Annotated in this window: 18 protein-coding genes and 1 riboswitch; of the genes, 15 read left to right on the forward strand and 3 right to left on the reverse strand. The window is 39.1% G+C overall.

Going from position 1 to position 18,116, the window contains the following annotated elements:
- Positions 1-64 precede the first annotated feature (64 nt).
- The 7 genes from EW028_RS02820 (at position 65) to EW028_RS02850 (ending at position 5,305) form a co-directional block, all read left to right on the forward strand.
- A complete protein-coding gene (locus tag EW028_RS02820; RefSeq protein ID WP_131519829.1) occupies positions 65-703 on the forward strand; it encodes a DUF2975 domain-containing protein in 639 nt (212 codons plus the stop codon).
- 11 nt (positions 704-714) lie between these two features.
- Entirely contained in the window at positions 715-933 is a 219-nt protein-coding gene (locus EW028_RS02825; protein ID WP_004229412.1) for a helix-turn-helix domain-containing protein, read from the forward strand.
- A gap of 25 nt (positions 934-958) precedes the next feature.
- Entirely contained in the window at positions 959-1,282 is a 324-nt protein-coding gene (locus EW028_RS02830; protein WP_048390263.1) for a DMT family transporter, read from the forward strand.
- 13 nt (positions 1,283-1,295) lie between these two features.
- On the forward strand, positions 1,296-1,676 hold the full coding sequence (locus tag EW028_RS02835; protein WP_131519830.1) for a DMT family transporter: 381 nt from the start codon (positions 1,296-1,298) through the stop codon (positions 1,674-1,676).
- A 125-nt stretch (positions 1,677-1,801) separates the two neighbouring features.
- Positions 1,802-2,452 carry an HAD family hydrolase gene (locus EW028_RS02840; protein ID WP_131519831.1) on the forward strand — a complete coding sequence of 217 codons (651 nt, stop codon included), beginning with the start codon at positions 1,802-1,804 and terminating at the stop codon, positions 2,450-2,452.
- Between the two features lie 149 nt (positions 2,453-2,601).
- Positions 2,602-3,033 (forward strand): hypothetical protein, encoded by a 432-nt coding sequence (locus EW028_RS02845; RefSeq protein ID WP_036081468.1) that lies wholly within the window; start codon positions 2,602-2,604, stop codon positions 3,031-3,033.
- A gap of 79 nt (positions 3,034-3,112) precedes the next feature.
- Positions 3,113-5,305 (forward strand): YheC/YheD family protein, encoded by a 2,193-nt coding sequence (locus EW028_RS02850; protein ID WP_131519832.1) that lies wholly within the window; start codon positions 3,113-3,115, stop codon positions 5,303-5,305.
- Between the two features lie 76 nt (positions 5,306-5,381).
- On the opposite strand, the gene EW028_RS02855 is transcribed toward EW028_RS02850, so the two are convergent.
- Positions 5,382-6,593 carry an ATP-grasp domain-containing protein gene (locus EW028_RS02855; RefSeq protein ID WP_131519833.1) on the reverse strand — a complete coding sequence of 404 codons (1,212 nt, stop codon included), beginning with the start codon at positions 6,591-6,593 and terminating at the stop codon, positions 5,382-5,384.
- Between the two features lie 140 nt (positions 6,594-6,733).
- On the opposite strand from EW028_RS02855, the gene EW028_RS02860 reads away from it, so the two are divergent.
- Positions 6,734-8,128 (forward strand): Mur ligase family protein, encoded by a 1,395-nt coding sequence (locus EW028_RS02860; RefSeq protein WP_131519834.1) that lies wholly within the window; start codon positions 6,734-6,736, stop codon positions 8,126-8,128.
- 157 nt (positions 8,129-8,285) lie between these two features.
- A complete protein-coding gene (locus EW028_RS02865) occupies positions 8,286-9,656 on the forward strand; it encodes a UDP-N-acetylmuramoyl-tripeptide--D-alanyl-D-alanine ligase (protein WP_227744837.1) in 1,371 nt (456 codons plus the stop codon).
- 42 nt (positions 9,657-9,698) lie between these two features.
- Here the strand turns inward: EW028_RS02865 and EW028_RS02870 are convergent, their stop codons facing one another.
- On the reverse strand, positions 9,699-11,054 hold the full coding sequence (locus tag EW028_RS02870; protein WP_131519836.1) for a C40 family peptidase: 1,356 nt from the start codon (positions 11,052-11,054) through the stop codon (positions 9,699-9,701).
- Positions 11,055-11,295: 241 nt separating this feature from the next.
- Positions 11,296-11,661, reverse strand: coding sequence for a VOC family protein (locus EW028_RS02875; protein ID WP_131519837.1), 366 nt, complete (start codon positions 11,659-11,661; stop codon positions 11,296-11,298).
- Between the two features lie 509 nt (positions 11,662-12,170).
- A riboswitch (cobalamin riboswitch) is annotated at positions 12,171-12,362 on the forward strand.
- A 30-nt stretch (positions 12,363-12,392) separates the two neighbouring features.
- Between EW028_RS02875 and EW028_RS25780 the strand changes: the two genes are divergently transcribed.
- The 6 genes from EW028_RS25780 (at position 12,393) to EW028_RS02895 (ending at position 17,426) form a co-directional block, all read left to right on the forward strand.
- A complete protein-coding gene (locus tag EW028_RS25780; RefSeq protein ID WP_004229388.1) occupies positions 12,393-12,515 on the forward strand; it encodes a hypothetical protein in 123 nt (40 codons plus the stop codon).
- Between the two features lie 35 nt (positions 12,516-12,550).
- Positions 12,551-12,745, forward strand: a complete 195-nt coding sequence (locus EW028_RS25070) for a hypothetical protein (RefSeq protein WP_112117820.1) — start codon at positions 12,551-12,553, stop codon at positions 12,743-12,745.
- Positions 12,746-12,914: 169 nt separating this feature from the next.
- Entirely contained in the window at positions 12,915-14,276 is a 1,362-nt protein-coding gene (locus EW028_RS02880) for a PepSY-associated TM helix domain-containing protein (RefSeq protein ID WP_131519838.1), read from the forward strand.
- A 181-nt stretch (positions 14,277-14,457) separates the two neighbouring features.
- Entirely contained in the window at positions 14,458-15,936 is a 1,479-nt protein-coding gene (locus tag EW028_RS02885; RefSeq protein WP_131519839.1) for a sensor histidine kinase, read from the forward strand.
- Complete coding sequence (locus EW028_RS02890) at positions 15,914-16,600, forward strand: response regulator transcription factor (protein WP_112117822.1); 687 nt, start codon at positions 15,914-15,916, stop codon at positions 16,598-16,600. The genes EW028_RS02885 and EW028_RS02890 overlap by 23 nt, the downstream gene beginning before the upstream one ends.
- A gap of 115 nt (positions 16,601-16,715) precedes the next feature.
- Complete coding sequence (locus EW028_RS02895) at positions 16,716-17,426, forward strand: ankyrin repeat domain-containing protein (RefSeq protein ID WP_131519840.1); 711 nt, start codon at positions 16,716-16,718, stop codon at positions 17,424-17,426.
- Positions 17,427-18,116: the final 690 nt, after the last annotated feature.

Genomic DNA, 18,116 nt, shown 5'->3' on the forward strand with positions numbered 1-18,116 from the left:
TAAAAAATTATTGATAGAGATAAAAGGGGATGTATAATAGAGAGAAAGGAGGGAGAGGTTGATAATGGGGCAAACAATTCAAAGTAAAGAATTTCGATGGATGACAAAGGGGCTTCGTACCTCTTTTACCATCATCATGGTGATGATGATTTTTGTCTTGACGATGCTCGCGATTTTTATGGTGGGAGCAATGGTGGTATCAGAGCAACAAGTGAATCATTTATTAGCAAAGGGCAGTGTGACCGCTGCCGTTCAGTTAGAAGGATTGGAAATGAAGCTGGCAGACCATGTGACAAGGGACATTCACTATTCAAAAAAAGATGTCATGACCTTTCTATTTACTGCTACAATATACATAGCTATTTTATTAATGATTATTGTACAAGTGAGGAATATATTAAGTAACTTATCAAGAGGTATTGTATTTTCACTCGCTAATAGTAAAAAAATGGAGAGAATTGCCTACTGTGTGATTGTATTGAGCTTGACAGTAAATGCATTTCGTACATATACCGTCTATCTGATTATGCAACAATTCCAATTGGAGTCCCGATTTGTAGAGACGGGTTTGATCAAGGGGATTAGCTATCATTTTACAGGCGTTCACTGGACTCTTTTACTATGTGGTGTGGTGATTTGGACCTTTGCACGTATTTTCCGATACGGTGCATTCCTTCAGGATGAATATGATGCAACAGCTTAGGAAGTGAAAACATGACCATAATTATTCGATTAGATCGTATGCTAGCGGATCGTAAAATGCAGCTGAGTGAACTTGCAGAGAGGGTAGATGTTTCGATTGTCAATCTCTCTAATTTAAAAACAGGCAAAGTAAGAGCCGTACGTTTTTCTACATTAAATGCCATTTGTAAAGCTTTGGGCTGCCAGCCAGGAGATATATTGGAGTATGTAGAGGAAGAAGATGACATCTAGAAGCAAAGCAGAAAGGATTTTTTGAATGACGGCTTTTAGTTTTTTAATGCTCGCTATCATAGCAGAGGTTTTTGCCAGTTCCTTGCTCAAGCGTACGGAGGGCTTCACACGAATTGGGCCATCAATTGGCGTAGTAGTAGGCTATGGAACGGCATTTTATTGTTTAGCCTTAACATTAAAAGTGATTCCTATTGGCACAGCCTATGCAATTTGGGCAGGTTTAGGGACAGCGTTAACCGCTATTGTGGGAGTTGTCCTCTATAAGGAACGATTTAATCGCAAGAAGGTATTAGGGATTTTATGCATTATCTTGGGTGTTGTGGTACTCAATCTTGCTGGTGGTCATTAGGAGGCTGAACAGGATGAAAGGCTATTTATTTTTAACACTATCGATTATAAGCGAGGTCTTTGCAACAACCATGCTGAAGTTCTCAGACGGCTTTACTGTTCTCGTTCCATCCTTGACGGTAGCAATTGGCTATGGTATTTCGTTTTATAGCCTATCCCTCTGCTTAAAAACCATGCCATTAAGCTTGGCCTACGCTATCTGGTCAGGTGTCGGCACAGCTTTAACCGTTCTGGTAGGCATTGTCATTTGGCACGATATTTTTACTGTTTATTCTGCGATCGGTATTGTCCTCATTATAGGAGGCGTTATCTTGTTGAATCAGGGGAATAAAGGTAAAGAAGTGGTGGAAAAGGGTCAGATCTGTGAGGATAGGCGGATAGAAATGCGAAAGTAGCGGATAGCGGGTCTAAATTGATGGATAGGATTAGCAAAGTAATGGATAGGATTAGAAAATCGACGGATAGGTCTGCCAAAACCTAGGCTTAGTTCAGTGCAAACCAATAGAATGGGGAGAATTTGATGATAAAAGCTCTAATTTTTGATTTTGACGGTACAATCATTGATACGGAAACAGCATGGTATAACGTTTTTAAAGATGCCTATGCACAATATGGTGTTGAATTATCGTTAGCAACCTATGCTAAGTGCCTTGGGACCAATCTTCAAACCTTTAATCCCTATACATATCTTGTTAAACATCATCACATACAACTGGATGTGGAGGCTTTTCAAACATCCATTCAGCAACGCCATGCACAATGGATGGAAACGGAAACGCTAAGATCTGGTATTTTAACATTGCTACAGCAGGCAAAGGAAGCGGGTTTGAAGATTGGACTTGCTAGTAGCTCCAGTCGTCAATGGATTGATGTGTATATGGATCGGCTGGGTATCCGACATTACTTTGATTGCTTTTGTAGCGCTGACACGGTGACAAATGTTAAGCCTGATCCAGAGCTTTACTTGCAGGCGCTTGAACAATTAGGAGTAGAGGCCGATGAGGCCATGGCAATTGAGGATTCACCGAATGGCGCACAAGCCGCTGTAGCAGCGGGGCTTTATACAGTGGTCATTCCGAACGAGATTACCAAGCAATTACCATTCAATACAAAACACCATACCGTTACGGCATTAGAACAATATACAATACATGATCTCCTCGCAACATAAGCTTTTGCAAAAGCCTCCCCCTCATTGGTGGAGGTTTTTTTAGTTTCTTTAGGAAGAAGTCGCCATATTTTTTGTCGCAACATATGATAACGAGAGGGCAACTTACACGGATCAAATCGTATAGTCAAACTAAGAGAGGGGGCTACGAATTGAATAGTGATAAGAAAAGAAATCACTTTTTATGTGAAGCTTTAAGTGATTTAAAGGATCTTCAGGATATTATGATGAATTTTCATTCTAAATATTTTGGTCAGCTACTTATTAAAATTGTCGGGAGTGATACGATTCCATTTTTTTTAATTACACATAGTGGTGCTCATTTAAGCTTATTGGATACAGTGAAACAGTTTGAGACAGAGTTTTTCCGCATTGAGGCTGTTGATAGAGAGCGTTGCCGTGGCACAGTATCATTGTTGCGTGCTTTTGATTATGAAGGAAACGATACAAATTCGATTGCAGATGTGGTGAGGTTAGAAAAAACAAGTACAAAGAAATCTATTGAACTCAGTGGTATATCGGCCATTCAGCTCTTAAAGCCAGACATGTTGAAGGGGAAATTTATCATAGAGCCGAAATGGTAGTACCATATTAAACTACTAAAGCTAGAGCATCTGTCTATATGCAAGGGATACAAAGTGAATGTAATAGAGAGAGAATCTAATGAAAGGAAGTTTAGCTATGACGATTATTGGTATGCTGCATCATCGACTTGATCCAACAACAGTGCTCAAGTCCTATGCCTTTGCAGCAGTTGCGAAAGCTGAAGGCGCAACATTTTTTTACTTCACACCTAAAAGTGTGGACTTTGCCAAACGTTCTATTCGAGCAAAGGTCTATGAGAATGGACAATGGCAAGAGAAAACAATGCCCTTTCCTGATGTTATCTATAATGCAGGAAGCCCTGAGAAATTATCTGTCTCGAAGGAGATTATTGACCGTTTAAAAGAGGAGATTCCATTCACAACCCATTCAATCGGGAACAAATGGAATGTGATGAAACGATTAAAGGAAGCGAAGGAATTTGAACAGTATTTGATTCCCTCTGAAATTGTAAAGGATGCCGATTTATTTCATAAGTTCGTTAATTATTATAAACGAGTGGTGTTTAAGCCAATTGATGGACGAAAAGGGAAGGGTATTTATTTTATAACGAAGGCGGGAGCCAAATATTTTGAGGTGCGAAAGGATAGCACCACGACAACCTATACAAAGCCACAATTGGATGCATTGATAAAGGAGCAACTTGCGTCTGGCACCTTTATTATGCAGCCGTATATTCAATCTGTTACAAAATCTGGTCAGGTCTATGATTTCCGCCTACATGTTCAAAAAAATGGAGAAGGTAAATGGGTAGTGACAACGGTGTATCCACGCATTGCACCGAATGGCTCCATCATACCGAATATTAATAATGGTGGCTATACCAATTATTTAGATCCTTTTTTGGAGCAGGAGTTTAAGGAAGAGGCCTATAATATTCGGCGAATGCTTGAGCATTTTTCACTGGCGCTGGCACATCATCTGGATGAAATTCAAATGGCGAAATTTGGGGAAGTTATTGATGAAATTGGCATTGATGTAGGGTTAGATCAAAATCAAAAAATTTGGATGTATGAGGTCAATTGGCGCCCAGGCTGTCCTCCTGCCTTTTACTTGGAATTAGATGTGGTCATCCATTCCATCCGTTATGCGATGTATCTTGCCAAAAATCAAAAACCGCTGAAAAAGAAAATTGTCCAACAAAAAACGAAGCAGGTGGAGGCAAAGAAAACCTTACCTATTATTGCGATTACAGGAAGTGCAGGGAAAACCACGACAAAGGCATTTGTGGGTTCGATCTTATCGAAAAAGTGGAATATATTTGAATCAAAGGATTATTGGAATACGACGGAGCATACGAAAAAGCATAAGGAAGAAATCAATGATACACATCAGGCTGTTGTATTAGAGTATGGTATGGCTTACCCAGGCATTATTACCAATCACTGTAGCATCATCCAGCCGAATATTAGTATTGTAACGAATATAGGCTTAGCCCATGTTGGGAACTTTGATGGAGATGTAAGGGGTGTTGCCAAGGCAAAATCGGAATTGATTCATGGTATGGATCAACAGGGATTACTCATTGTCAATCAAGATGATGACAATTCAAGATACTTAGAGACACAGCAATTTAAAGGGAAAATCATCACGGTAGGCATTAAAAAAGAAGCGGATTACCGTGCATATGATTTGCAATATAAAGATGTCGGCATGTCCTTTAAAATGAAGCTGCATGGGCAAGAAATAGAATTATATATTCCTATTTTAGGAGAACATCATGTATACAACGCATTGAATGCAGTGGCAGTGGCTGATCTTTTAGGATTTAGTCCACTTGATATTCAGGCAGGGCTCAACTTTAAAAAACCACCAAGACGTTTAACGATTTATAATTGCCGCGATGATATAACGGTTATTGATGATACAGTACACTCTCATCCGCAGGGGGTTCGTGCTGCGCTCGATGTACTGAAGAATATCGCGACAAATCGCAAGGTAGCCATTATTGGGCAAATGCGAGAACTTGGTGTCTTGAGGGAAGAGGAATATCGTAAGGTTGGAGAGTACGTGTATGAGATAGGCATCGATGAATTTATTACCTATGGCTTTAGGACAGATGAAATGAGTAATGCTGCCATCGCGAAGGGCATGGACCCATCCAGAGTACATCATTTTATTAATAAAGATCAATTGCATGCCCTCCTTGAAAAGCTCATTAAGCCCCATGATACCATTCTTGTGAAGGGTGCAAGTAAAACCAATATGTTTGAAACCGTGAAGTTTTTAGATCAAACGTTTAAAGAAGAATAATTGTTTACGACTGATGAAGATAAAAAAGCCCGAGTAACTGTCCACTGGCAAGCGGCAATTATTCGGGTTATTTTTTTCAAACTCTCAAAATGAATTTTATTTCCTTCGCTGCAGTGATTGCGTGATTTCTTGCTTCCTTCAAGGTTGCTCCCTCTGCAATGACATAGGCGTAACGATGACCCATCGATAAAGGTGGGGTGAGGAGGGTGCCTCTTCTCGGTTTGACATATACTTCAACGACGCCAGTTGATCTTGTCGCTCTTGCCTTGCCAATAACCTTTTCTAAAATTCCTCTACTTTCCACAATGACATATTTTGTATACACAAATTTTTTATGTCTTGGTTGCAGATTAGGCTGTTCTCCTAGCAAAATCTTCAGTGTTTCTTCTACTAAACTAAAACCTAGAGCTGCTTGTAGCATATTATTCATAGCGCCACCTGAAATTCGAGGATTGATCTCGATAAGTTTCCAACCATTTTGGGTTAATCGAAGCTCTAAGTGAAGAGCCCCATTCTCAATACCAAAGGCTTTCACGATGGAATGGAGTACCTCCTCGATGCCTGATTGGATGTCTTTAGGGGCTTTCACTAGAACACCATAGCCAGTAATGATAAATCGTTTTCCTTGCGTAATTTCTTGCTCAATTATACCAATGACATGTGGTTGTTGTTGATAAACAACCGCCTCTACTAAATATTGAGGGCCATCTAGATATTCTTCAATCATGATGGTTTCATAGGGATTTTTACTGCGTAGTGCTTTGAGGTGGTTATTGAGCTGGTCGGCATCCGTTGCTAGTAAGACATCTTTTGAGCCAGTTGATTTAGGAGATTTTACGATTAATGGAAAGGTTAAATTTTTAGCTATAGGTTCGTTCGGTTTCATGAGCGAAAATTTTGGTGAGTATGGTTGATCTTGTAAAAACTTTCTTGTTTTTTCTTTATCCTCCATAGTTTCAATGGCACTGGAGGATGTATAGTTCTGACAAAATTCATCACATAGTATTGAAGCAATATGGACAAATGGATCAACAAAACTAACGATACTTTTAATATTTAATCCAGCTTTTCCTAGTTTCTCAATTTCATCTTTCATGCTCTCGATATCAAAAGTATCAATGAGTATCATTTTATGGATGTCGGGGTAGGCTCTGCGCTGCTGAAGTTGTTTTTCATTATTTGTGAAAAGTACTGTGAAGTAGCCTAATTTTTCTGCTGCCCTTGTTGCTTCACGACTAGACCCAGATTTGTTTGTACCGATAAATACAATGGCTTTCAGGTATATCACTCCTTCTATTGGTACTTAGATACTTAATCACCTTTATATATATGCAATGAAATAGATTTCCTCTAGTTATGTATCTTGTCTACATCCAAGCAACTTTTAAAAGGTTACATATACTAGAAAAGAAAGGAGGGAGAAAAGATATGAAGCCTCTTTCGGTGAAAAATTTAGCAATGATTACGGCAGGCTATCTAGTGCACGGGTCAGAGGATACACTGATTCAGCATGGGGCTTATCGATTAAAGCAAGTGAAAAAGTCCAATACGGCCCTTTTTACAAGTAAACGTATTGTTAATTGGAAAAATCTTGAGCCACTTTCTCCTCTAGTGCTAGTGACCGATAGAGCTTATCGGCCAACTGACATTCCCAATCATGTCATTATGATACAGGTAGCGAATGCAGAAGAGGCCTATTGGAAATTTGTCCATTTTTATCGCAGCCAGTTTCATATTCCGATTGTCGCGATCACAGGTACATCAGGCAAAACAACGACAAAAGAGATGATTAAACATATTCTTTCGGCTGATCGGAAAGTGACTGCGACGACATTGAGCAGCAATTCTAGAACGGCTTCTTTGCAATATTTACTGGGCATTGAGGATGAAACCGAGGCTGCCGTTTTTGAAACAGCAGTGGGCTCACCTGGAGACGTTACGAATGCAGGGAGATATTTCAAACCGACAATCGGTATTATTACGAATATCGGAGCCCATCATTTAAATTATTGCAAAACATTAGAAGGCTATATTCAAGCAAAGGGAGAAATGCTAGATATCATTCATCCAAAAGGTACATTAATTATCAATGCTGAAGATATGAATACGAAAAAAATAGATGTTTCGAGATTTCGTGGGCGTTTGATTAGGGTAGGAAAGCATGACTCCTGTGATTTTCGCGCAAGCCATATCCATTACTATCAAAAAGGGATGAAATTTATTCTGCATCATGATAGAAAAAGCTATGACATACTTGTACCAGGGTTTGGAGAGCATCAGGTTTATAATGCTCTTGCTGCCATTGCCGCGGTCCATGATATGGGGATCCCTATTCCAGTCGCAGCACAACAGCTTCAATCATTCCGTCAATTAAAAAAACAACTGCAACTCTTTGAGGGCATTAATCATTCCATGTTATTGGATGATACATGGAGTATTACAACCACTTCCTTAGAGGCTGCCTTAAAAGTGTTGAATGAATTAGGTGACGGCAAGAAAAAGATTGCGGTTATTGGTACGATTACCGATTTAGGTTCATGGGGCTACATTATTCACGAACAGGCGGGTGAATTAATTCAACGGATTGGCGTGGATGTCCTGATTACCATTGGAGAACACGCAGGGATTATGGCTGATCATGCAGTAAAGCTAGGATTTAGCGCGCCTGTTTATACATTTAAAAATAGTACGCTAGTCTATCCGTTATTGCAGAAGATTGTGGATGAAAATACCATCATTCTCATAAAGGGAGATATGTATAGCAAACAGGTCTCTAAACTAGCAACGGAGCTAAAGCTAAAGCCTCCACCACCTGCTGATTAGCTTCTTTCCATATAGGATATTGACTGTGCCACATAGAAGAGCTTTCTAATAAGGTATAGTAATTGATCAAAAAGCAGCACGCTAGATCAAGAGAAGAAATAAGTCATCTACAAGATTGATAAAGAGAGGAGGCGTAGTACACTTGCAATCCATTAGTGTGCAGAAACTTAGAAATGTCCTACAGGGAAAGCTCATTCACGGATCTGAACAATGGTCTGTTAAGCAGGCGATCTACTATAATCGGCATGATTTAACAAAGAGCCATTCGCTCCTGTTTGTTAGTCGAAACGATCAAATCAATTGGCAAGAGATTGATCGGAAAGGTCCGTCTCTTATCATATCCGATAAATCGTCTACAGAGTTAAAAAATGCACTGGAAAATACAACCGTTTTACAAGTGAAAAGTGTTGCACAGGCATATTGGACATTTATCGAGTATTATCGTGGGCTCTTTGAAATTCCCGTTGTGGCTTTAACAGGAACTTGTGGGAAAACAACGACAAAAGAGATGTTAAAACATATTGCTAGTCAGCATTGGCAAGTGCAAGCATCCATCAGTAGTAAAAACGAGCCAAGGCAATCATTACCTTATTTAACGGGCATTGACGATAAAACACAAGCTGCTATCTTTGAATTAGGCTTAGGGAATACGGGGAATATTAAACATCAATGTATGATCTATCAGCCAACTATTGGGATCATTACAAACATTGGTGTGCATCATCTAGATGGCTGTCTCAATTTGGAGGGCTATATTAAGGCTAAGGCAGAAATTGTGGAAGGCATTAAAGAAGATGGCACGTTAATCATTAATGCTGATGATGCCAATACTAAAAAAATCTCATTGAAAAGATTTAAAGGGAAGATTATCAAGTTTGGCTTACAGGATACGGCAGATTACAAGGCTTCGAAAGTGGAGTTTGCCAATACGGGCATGAAGTTTGTTTTAGAGGTAGCGGATGAAACATACAATGTGTTTGTCCCAGGGTATGGAGAGCATCAGGTCTATAATGCCTTAGCCGCGATTGCAGCGAGCCATGAAATGGGGCTGACCATTCGTCAGGCAATCGCAGGACTAAGAACATTTAAACAGATGGCAAGACATTTAGAGTTTACGACAGGACTTGGTGACAGTACGATTATTGATGATACATGGACAAATAACCCAACATCTGTAGAGGCAGCCTTAAAAGTGCTAGATACGGTGGGAAAAGACAAAAAGGTCATTCTTGTTTTAGGGGATATAAAGCGATTAGGCAATTTTGAAGAAAAATATCATCGCGAAATCGGCTCCATGGTAGCAGTAAGAAAGATCGATACATTGATTACCATCGGCAAAAGGGCAGAGAAGATTGCCGATCAAGCGCAAAAGGATGGAACCAGCGCAGAGGTTCATACGTTTAAAGAGGTAGCAGGCGTTTTAGAATTATTGAAACCAAAGCTAGATGCGGACACGATAGTTTTAATTAAGGGACCGATGTCTAGTAGATCCATGATCGAATTTGCCAATAAACTAAAAAACGCATAGAAAAAGGGTGTCTCAACATGATTGAGACACCCCTATCCTCATTTATTTTAAGACGCGTCGAGCGCTTACAAAATTCTTTTGTGCCCACGTCGAAGAAATGTTTTGTTTTACAATATTATTAGTTGTCATACTAATATATTGGTTATTGCCTATATAAATACCCGTTTGTGTGATTTCTTGTCCACCATTATTCGTAGAGAAGAACAGTAGATCCCCTTTTTGTAATTGTGATTTTTGAATACGTGTCCCTACTAAAGCCTGTTTACTTGCTAGTTTATCTTTTAAATCAATACCATGCTTTTTAAAGACATAATAAGTAAAGCCCGCACTTGTAAAAGTCAGTGCACTCTCATTGTACGTATAGCCGAATTTTGCTTTGCTTGCTAAGCCAGTAGCAGTTGCAATAATTTTATCGGCAGATGTACTTGCTGAAGGTGCACTTACGCTGGGCGTAGAGGTGCTACCAGAGAAAACGCGCTTCGCTGTAATATAATGTTCAGTATAGTAATCTACAAATAATACTCTTGTCATTACACCATCTGAATTAGGGATGATGATACGGTGATCTCCTGCGTAAATCCCGACAAGTGAAGGTGTTTTAGAACCTTTGACACTATTAAAGAAAACTAGGTCACCTTTCTTTAAGTTAGCACGTGCCACAGTGGATCCTTGGTTCATTAATTGGTTTAATGAAGTTGCGCCGAGTGTCACACCACTTTTACGATAGATAAAATCAACGAAAGTTGGAGCTGTAAAGCGTAAGCTAGCCTCATTTGTTGTGGAACTAATCGTTACTTTGTTTTTATAGGATAGAGCATTCTCTACAATTTTATCGCCTTTTGTAGCAGGGTTGGCAGATAGCAGAGTAGGTAATACTCTACGTGCAGATACATAGTTTTCCGTATAATACGGCTTACTATTTAAATCAGAGATAACTATATTTTGTTTGGTATCAGCCATATGGATGATTTTATTGTCGCCAATATACATGCCGACATGATCGGGATCAGTTCCTGTTTTTTTACTTTTAAAGAACACTAAATCGCCTTTTTGTAATTGGTTTCTCGCTACATAAGTCCCTTGCTGAATCATATAATTTTCATTATACGTACCAAGGTCTACCCCGTTTTTCTCGAAGATGTACATTAAAAATGAAGCACAAGAAAATTTGTATGGGTATGTAGGCTTGTAAACTGAATTGCTGTATGTTGCTTGCCCCATTAAGCTTTTACCAGTCTGAATTAATTGGTCTGCTTTTGCAGCTACCGCCTGTGCGTTGTTCTGAGCATTTGTAGTCGCAGCCTCTACTTGTATTGGCTGGATCGCTGTTTGCACCATTCCAAATGAACTAAATCCAATTGTTAATGCAAGTGTTGTAGATAAAAATCGTTTATTCATGTTGCGTAACCTCCTAAAGCATCTAGTAGGATTTCTCCTGTATACCTTTGCCATGGAAATAATCGTAGCATGAAAAAGTAGGGCTTCTGGGCGGTAAATGTTACCAGGGTAACTGAAGGGAGGGCTTCAACACTTGCTATAGAAGGCTTTGTCAAGGGAATTTACAGTTTTATTACAAATGTTTCAGTAAGATGTAATATGGAACAATTCCATGAAAAAAGCTGCCCCAAAACGAGGCAGCCTACACGATTTTCTGTATCATTTCTACACGATTACCAAAGGGATCACGGAATTCAAAACGCTCGTAATGAGGAATAGGCACAGGATCGAGTATCTTGATTTGATGAGCTGCGAGTTTCTTCCGCCAATACTGAATATCCGCTACTTGATATGCAATATGCGCCTTTGTGGTCAAACGATCTAAGCCATCCTCTGTCCCTACATGGACCTCCTGTTGACCAAGCTGTAACCAAAATCCCCCACGTCCTTTAAGGGAATCAGGCTTCTCTAATTCTTGAAGTCCTAAGACATGACAATAAAAATCCTTCCCTTGCTCCTCACAACCTTTCGGAATTGTAATTTGCACATGATGTAAACCCATTATCATCTCAGACCGCCCCCTTTTTTTCTTAATTATAGAGTAATTTCTAAATATTTGAAATGGATGGGAGGATAGAATTTTAAAAGTAGGGGATAGAATTCTAAATCATCAACTGGAAGGATAGAGTTTAAACTGGTGGATAGAACTTCAAAAGTGGAGGATAGAATTCTAAAACTGGCGGATAGAACTTCAAAAGTGGCGGATAGAATTCAAAAACTGGCGGATAGAATCATCAACTGGAAGGATAGAGTTTAAACTGGCGGATAGAACTTCAAAAGTGGAGGATAGAATTCAAAAACTGGCGGATAGAACTTCAAAAATGGCGGATAGAATCATCAAATGGAAGGATAGAATTTAAACTGGCGGTTAGAACTTCAAAAGTGGAGGATAGCGCTTCAAATTTAGTGGATAAAACCTCGAAAGAGAGGGATAGAGCTCTAAATCTAATCTTTAGAACTTCAAAAGACCAACATTTCTATTCTGTTAAGATTTAATACTATGGTATAATAATAAAAACGGAATAATAGGATAGAGGTACAAATTAGATTTTTTAATTTGTTTAAAAGGGAAGATCGGTGTGAATCCGACGCTGTCCCGCAACTGTAAATGGGAGCACATTTCAAAAGGCCACTGTTACGAGTCGTAATGGGAAGGTGAAAGGTGTGATGAACATAAGCCAGGAGACCTGCCTTTATCTAGTACAGCCAAAAAACCTACGCGGATAGGGGGTGTTGAGTGTGACTAGAGAATTTCTCCTGCATGCTCATAGTACGATGATTGCTAAAAAGGGTGCTTCTATGTTTAATAGAAAGCTTCTTTCCATCTGGCAATCACCGTATTATGTCGTGTATTTGTCATAGTAGACATCTTTCTGATGAGGGAAAGATGTTTTTTTATGGAAAAAATTAAAGGAGCGGTCCACATGAATCCACAAGTTGTTGAGTACTATGAAAGCTTATTCAAATTTGAAATTATGCAAGAGCCTAAACCCTTAAAGGAGCTTGTCGAACAATATGTTGGGCATGATGCTTCACATGAGCAATCTATTTTAGCAGCATACGCAAATGTTTTGAAAGAATTAAGAGGATAGAATATGTTTGGCTACTTCGAAAAACGAAGTAGCCATTTTTATGAGTAAATAACATAATACCAATTGGAATACATTTGTTTGTCATAAAACTGCCTTTAGGACTTCATTCATATTTCACTTTTTATTTATATAATTAATCTGCTATAAATAGAGAGATTGGAGATTAAATATGAAAAATTTGCTTTATTCTAGATTTTGGCGGCTACATTTTTTCGCAGCACTTTTTATTACGCCTTTATTGCTGTCTCTCACATTAAGTGGGATTGGTTATTTGTTTTTTACAGATGTAGAAAATCGCTTATATGACGATTATTTCTTTGGTGAGAGCCATAAGGAAGAGGTCTTAACAATTGATGAGGCCGTGGAAAAAGCGGAGGCGGCATTTTCAGGATACTCTACTACGAAAGTGATTATGTTAGAGGAGCCTTATAATACGCGTTTAACTTTATCAAATGGCACTAAACAAAAGTACGTATTTTTAGACGATCACAATCAAATGGTTGGTAGTCAGGACGCCGATTATACATTTTCAAATATTATGCGAAATACCCATAGCTCTCTCTTTATTGGTGGTACCTTTGTAAATTATTTAGTAGAGCTGGCAGCTTGTTGGACGATCTTTTTATTACTGTCAGGGCTTTATATGACATTCAAAGGAAATCTCCTAAAGAAGGGCAAGTCGGAGAATAAGAGACAAAAAAGTAAGAGGTTGCATGCACTTGTTGGGACAATCATTACGATTCCGATGGTGATGTTCATTTCGACTGGGCTATTATGGTCTGCTTTTCAAGGTTCCATGCTTGCAGATATAGCGTCAGAAAATCCTACTTTTGGGTATCCATTACTCCAACAAAAGCCACCAACATCTGATGTCTCTGAAATACCATGGGCGACTCGTCAATTAGAGGCACCGACATCAGAAGGAGAACATGCCCAACATCATGGCGGTGGAGCTGTCCGTTATACGAACGATAGCCAAATGACGATTGCTCAGCTTGAAAAAGAAATCAATTCGATGAACATTGCTAAGCCTTACTCTATAATTTATCCGTCAAACGATGAGGGCGTCTATACAGTGGCGAAGGCTAGTAATTCTGGTGTAACAGGGCTAGATGTAAAACCCACAGCGGAAGCCACAATATATTTTGATCAGTATAGTGGCAAGTTTATCGATCAAGTGAATTATGACGATTATGGCCCATTAGCTAAATTCTTTACATGGGGAATACCATTACATGAGGGGCATTTATTCGGCTGGCCGAATAAGCTTTTAAACTTAGTGGTTTGTCTAGCCTTTTTAGCCGTAATCGTGTGGGGCATTCGCACTTGGATTTTACGTAGAAAAAAAGGGGAGCTGTCTGCACCACCGCAAATTTCTCATAAAATATCCATGCCATTCATTATTTTCCTTGTCATATTAGGGATTATGATGCCGCTATTTGGTGCGTCATTAATCGCTGTGGTAGTAATTGAATTTATCCTTTTAGGTTGGCAAACAAAGAAGAAGCTAAGAGCACAAGAAACTAAATAAAGCTAAGATGATACGGCACAGCGGGTTTGTGCCGTATCTTTTTTTTTGTTTATTTCATTTATAGGAACGCAATACTATACTGAAGCGGCAAAAATGTTTATAGATTTTTCAGCATGATTTTATAAAGTTTTAAGATTTGTATGGTACATTGCTAGTAGTTTCAGCTTATGGGGGTATGTAGATGTCAATAAAAACAAGGTTTTTGCTATCTTATGTGGGTGTCATCATCATTGCCATCACACTATTACTAGCAGCGGTATTTCTTTTTTCCTTTGCCATTACAGGTGATGTCAAAGCGATTGAGCATTTTTATAAAAAATCTTATGTCCAAAAGCCTTTGACGACAGTAGAGGAAAATGCGTTTCTAGATTTAAAATTACTAGCTAAAAAAAGTCCCCAGCAGCTTTTAGATCTCGAACAGCTTGAACAAATCAATGCGCCTTCGATAGAGATTGTGGTACGAAAAGATCATCAAATCGTGTATTCAACACAGAAAGAGCATAAACAATTATTGCTTCAAAGCTTACCTAGCTTTGAAGCGACCAATATTAATTCTCGTGACACCATCATGATAAATCGAGCCTTTTATACGTATGTTAAATTTGATTTTTATTTTCCAGATCAAACAGAGGGCAGTATTTTCGTATTGAGAGAGGTTAGTTCCCATGCAGAGGTAACGAGGGAACTGCTACCGATTCTTTTAGGTATTTTATTTGTCCTGTTTATGATGATTATTGGCTTTTTAAATTATTTAGTATCAAGAAGTATTATTAAACCGATATCGGCATTAAAGGAAGGGGCAGAACGAATTAAATCGGGCGACTTGGATTTTGAAATTGCGACCCACTCGAAGGATGAAATTGGTCAGCTGAATCGGTCATTCGAGGAAATGAGAGTCAAATTAAAAGAATCCATCCAGCTTCAGCTTCAATATGAGGAAAATCGAAAGGAGCTCATCTCCAATATCTCCCATGATTTAAAAACGCCGATGACTTCCATTATCGGCTATGTGGAGGGCATTAAAGATGGTGTGGCAAATACAGAGGAAAAGATGGATAAATATTTAACGACTATCTATACAAAGGCAAAGGATATGGATGTATTAATTGATGAGCTATTCTTATTTTCTAAATTGGATTTGAAAAAGATTCCCTTCCAGTTGGAAAGCATCAATCTCCAGCAATATATGCATGATTATGTAGAGGATGCAAGCTTTGATTTTATTGCACGAGATATTCATTTACAATATCTATCAGCAGGCTCGCCGCTTTTGGCAATGGTGGACCGAGATAAATTAAGACGTGTCCTGACGAACCTTTTAAGTAATAGCGAAAAATATATGGATAAGCCGTATAAGCAAATCATTATTTCCTTGCATGAGCGAGCAGAGGATGAGATTATTCAGGTAACAGATAATGGTGCAGGCATTGATCCTGTCGCATTGCCCTATATTTTTGATCGATTTTACCGTGCGGAGCCTTCACGTAATTCGCAAACAGGAGGCAGTGGCTTAGGGTTAGCCATTGCCAAACAAATCGTTGTTGAAATGGGTGGCGATATTTGGGCAAAGAGTGAATTAGCAAAGGGCACGAGCATATTCATTTCATTGAAAAAGGCTGAGGAGAAGGTGAATCATCATGAAAAAAATTCTGCTAATTGAAGACGAGGTGAGCATAGCTGAGCTTCAACGAGATTATTTAGAGATTAATGGCTTTACAGTAGATATCCAACATCATGGAGAGGATGGGCTACAGCAGGCACTTAAAGGTAATTATGATTTAATCATTTTGGATATTATGCTACCAGGGATAAGTGGCTTTGACATTTGTAAACAGATTCGAGCGGTACACAATATTCCCATTTTATTTGTTTCAGCTAAAAAGGAGGATATTGATAAAATTCGTGGTCTTGGACTAGGAGCGGATGATTATATTACAAAACCATTTAGTCCGAGTGAATTAGTGGCAAGGGTCAAGGCCCATTTGTCAAGATATGAGCGTCTGGCGAGCCATCAACAAACAAATCATATGATGTCCATTCATGGTATTACAATCGATACTTCGGCTAGAAAGGTGTTTGTTAATGGTGAGGAGATTGCCTTTACAACGAAGGAATTTGATTTACTTGTCTTTTTTGTTAGACACCCCAATCAAGTATTAAGTAAGGAACAGCTATATGAGCGAAACTGGGGCTATGAATCAGCTGCAGACGTTTCGACTGTCACTGTTCATATACGAAAGCTACGTGAAAAAATTGAACGAGAGCCAGCGCATCCCAAGTTTTTGGAAACAGTATGGGGTGCAGGCTATCGCTTCAATGTTTAAGTAAAACTACCTCGTCCTTGTGACGGGGTAGTTTTTTTAGACTTTTTTAAGAATTCGTTAATGGGCAATTTAGCATTACCGCTTACACTGAGGAAGGAAAGGCGGTGTATTAAAATTGAAAAAAAGGCAGGCAGTTATCATTGCATTAACATTTTTACTTCAAGGGTGTGCCTCAATTGATACAGAAACAATACAGCATGATAAAGGTGGGAGTGAAGTGGTGGGAACAGAATGGGCGAGTGAGTTGCTCAAGGCAGCTGAAAGGGGAGATATCGATGGGCTTCAATATGCTTTGAAACAAAAAGGGGACATCAATGTACAAGATTCAAATAATCGAACAGCTTTGATGATAGCTACCTATAATCAGGATATAGAGGCAGTTAAATTATTAATAGATGCAGGAGCAGATGTTAATATTCAGGATAATCAGCAAAATACGCCATTTCTCTATGCAGGTGCGGAGGGCTATCTGGCTATTTTAAAGATGACCATTCAAGCTGGTGCTGATCCGACTATTTTAAATCGATATGGGGGGACAGCACTCATACCAGCAGCAGAGCATGGTCATGTGGAGGTCATCGAGGAGCTATTGAGCAATACCGATATTGACGTCAATCATGTGAATCATTTAGGCTGGACAGCCCTGATGGAGGCGATTGTCTTAAATAACGGCAATCCAACACAGCAAACCGTAATACAACGACTAATTGAACATGGTGCTGATGTAAATATTCCCGATCAAAATAACGTGACACCTCTGCAACATGCAAAACAACGAGGATTTAAAGCAATCGAACAAATTCTACTTGCAGCAGGCGCAAAGTAACCCAAACTGTAGAGATGGCTCTCTACAGTTTTCTAAGTGTTGAAAAACAAAACAGTCAATTGAAAGGTAGAAATGGATTTCCGTTGCAGGCTACTTGCTTTCCTGTGGGCGAGCGCCGAATCACTTCCTCCGCTACCGCTCCATTTAGAGTTTCGCCTGTCTTGCTATCCCACGGGAGTCAAGCAGCCTTCCACTTCAACCCACTAACTTATTAGCAAAGGTTTTCAAATAAAGTGAAGGTGTTCACTACTCTTTATGAAGAGGTGTTGTCATGCATCACTTCTCCACATTGAAAATAACAACTTATCCCCTCTAAGAATACAGTTAATGGACGATTTGATCGCTATGTTACTATAAAAAAAAGTAAAGACACTTTGCAGAATGATTGATTGGAGTGGAGCCAGCGTCACTCCTAGGGGATTTAGCGTCACAGAGGAGACCCTGGAGCGAACGTAAGTGAGTGAAGCGGCTCATCGGATGCCCCCTGGAAAGGACGCTGGTGTAACGGAAATCAACCCCTCGACTTGCAAAGTTGCTTTTTCTGGCGTTGACATCATCTTTTTTCAACAACATGCAAACTGTAGAGACAGCTCTCTACAGTTTTTTGTTCTTAAATTATTTTTCCTATTTTTTAATTCTTTTTTAATAGTTTATTTAGTAGCAGTTTAGATATGGACTTTATGATAAATT

It is taken from the genome of Lysinibacillus sp. OL1, assembly GCF_004332175.1.
In the GTDB taxonomy this organism is placed as follows: domain Bacteria; phylum Bacillota; class Bacilli; order Bacillales_A; family Planococcaceae; genus Lysinibacillus; species Lysinibacillus capsici.

What these genes read in the sequence shown, in the direction of transcription:
- EW028_RS02875 (WP_131519837.1), bottom strand. Translation starts at nt 11,661, where the DNA reads ATGATAATGGGTTTACATCATGTGCAAATTACAATTCCGAAAGGTTGT.
- EW028_RS02840 (WP_131519831.1), top strand. Translation starts at nt 1,802, where the DNA reads ATGATAAAAGCTCTAATTTTTGATTTTGACGGTACAATCATTGATACG.
- EW028_RS25070 (WP_112117820.1), top strand. Translation starts at nt 12,551, where the DNA reads ATGGAAAAAATTAAAGGAGCGGTCCACATGAATCCACAAGTTGTTGAG.
- EW028_RS02880 (WP_131519838.1), top strand. Translation starts at nt 12,915, where the DNA reads ATGAAAAATTTGCTTTATTCTAGATTTTGGCGGCTACATTTTTTCGCA.
- EW028_RS02890 (WP_112117822.1), top strand. Translation starts at nt 15,914, where the DNA reads ATGAAAAAAATTCTGCTAATTGAAGACGAGGTGAGCATAGCTGAGCTT.
- EW028_RS02825 (WP_004229412.1), top strand. Translation starts at nt 715, where the DNA reads ATGACCATAATTATTCGATTAGATCGTATGCTAGCGGATCGTAAAATG.
- EW028_RS02820 (WP_131519829.1), top strand. Translation starts at nt 65, where the DNA reads ATGGGGCAAACAATTCAAAGTAAAGAATTTCGATGGATGACAAAGGGG.
- EW028_RS02860 (WP_131519834.1), top strand. Translation starts at nt 6,734, where the DNA reads ATGAAGCCTCTTTCGGTGAAAAATTTAGCAATGATTACGGCAGGCTAT.
- EW028_RS02885 (WP_131519839.1), top strand. Translation starts at nt 14,458, where the DNA reads ATGTCAATAAAAACAAGGTTTTTGCTATCTTATGTGGGTGTCATCATC.
- EW028_RS02830 (WP_048390263.1), top strand. Translation starts at nt 959, where the DNA reads ATGACGGCTTTTAGTTTTTTAATGCTCGCTATCATAGCAGAGGTTTTT.
- EW028_RS02850 (WP_131519832.1), top strand. Translation starts at nt 3,113, where the DNA reads ATGAAAGGAAGTTTAGCTATGACGATTATTGGTATGCTGCATCATCGA.
- EW028_RS02870 (WP_131519836.1), bottom strand. Translation starts at nt 11,054, where the DNA reads ATGAATAAACGATTTTTATCTACAACACTTGCATTAACAATTGGATTT.
- EW028_RS02835 (WP_131519830.1), top strand. Translation starts at nt 1,296, where the DNA reads ATGAAAGGCTATTTATTTTTAACACTATCGATTATAAGCGAGGTCTTT.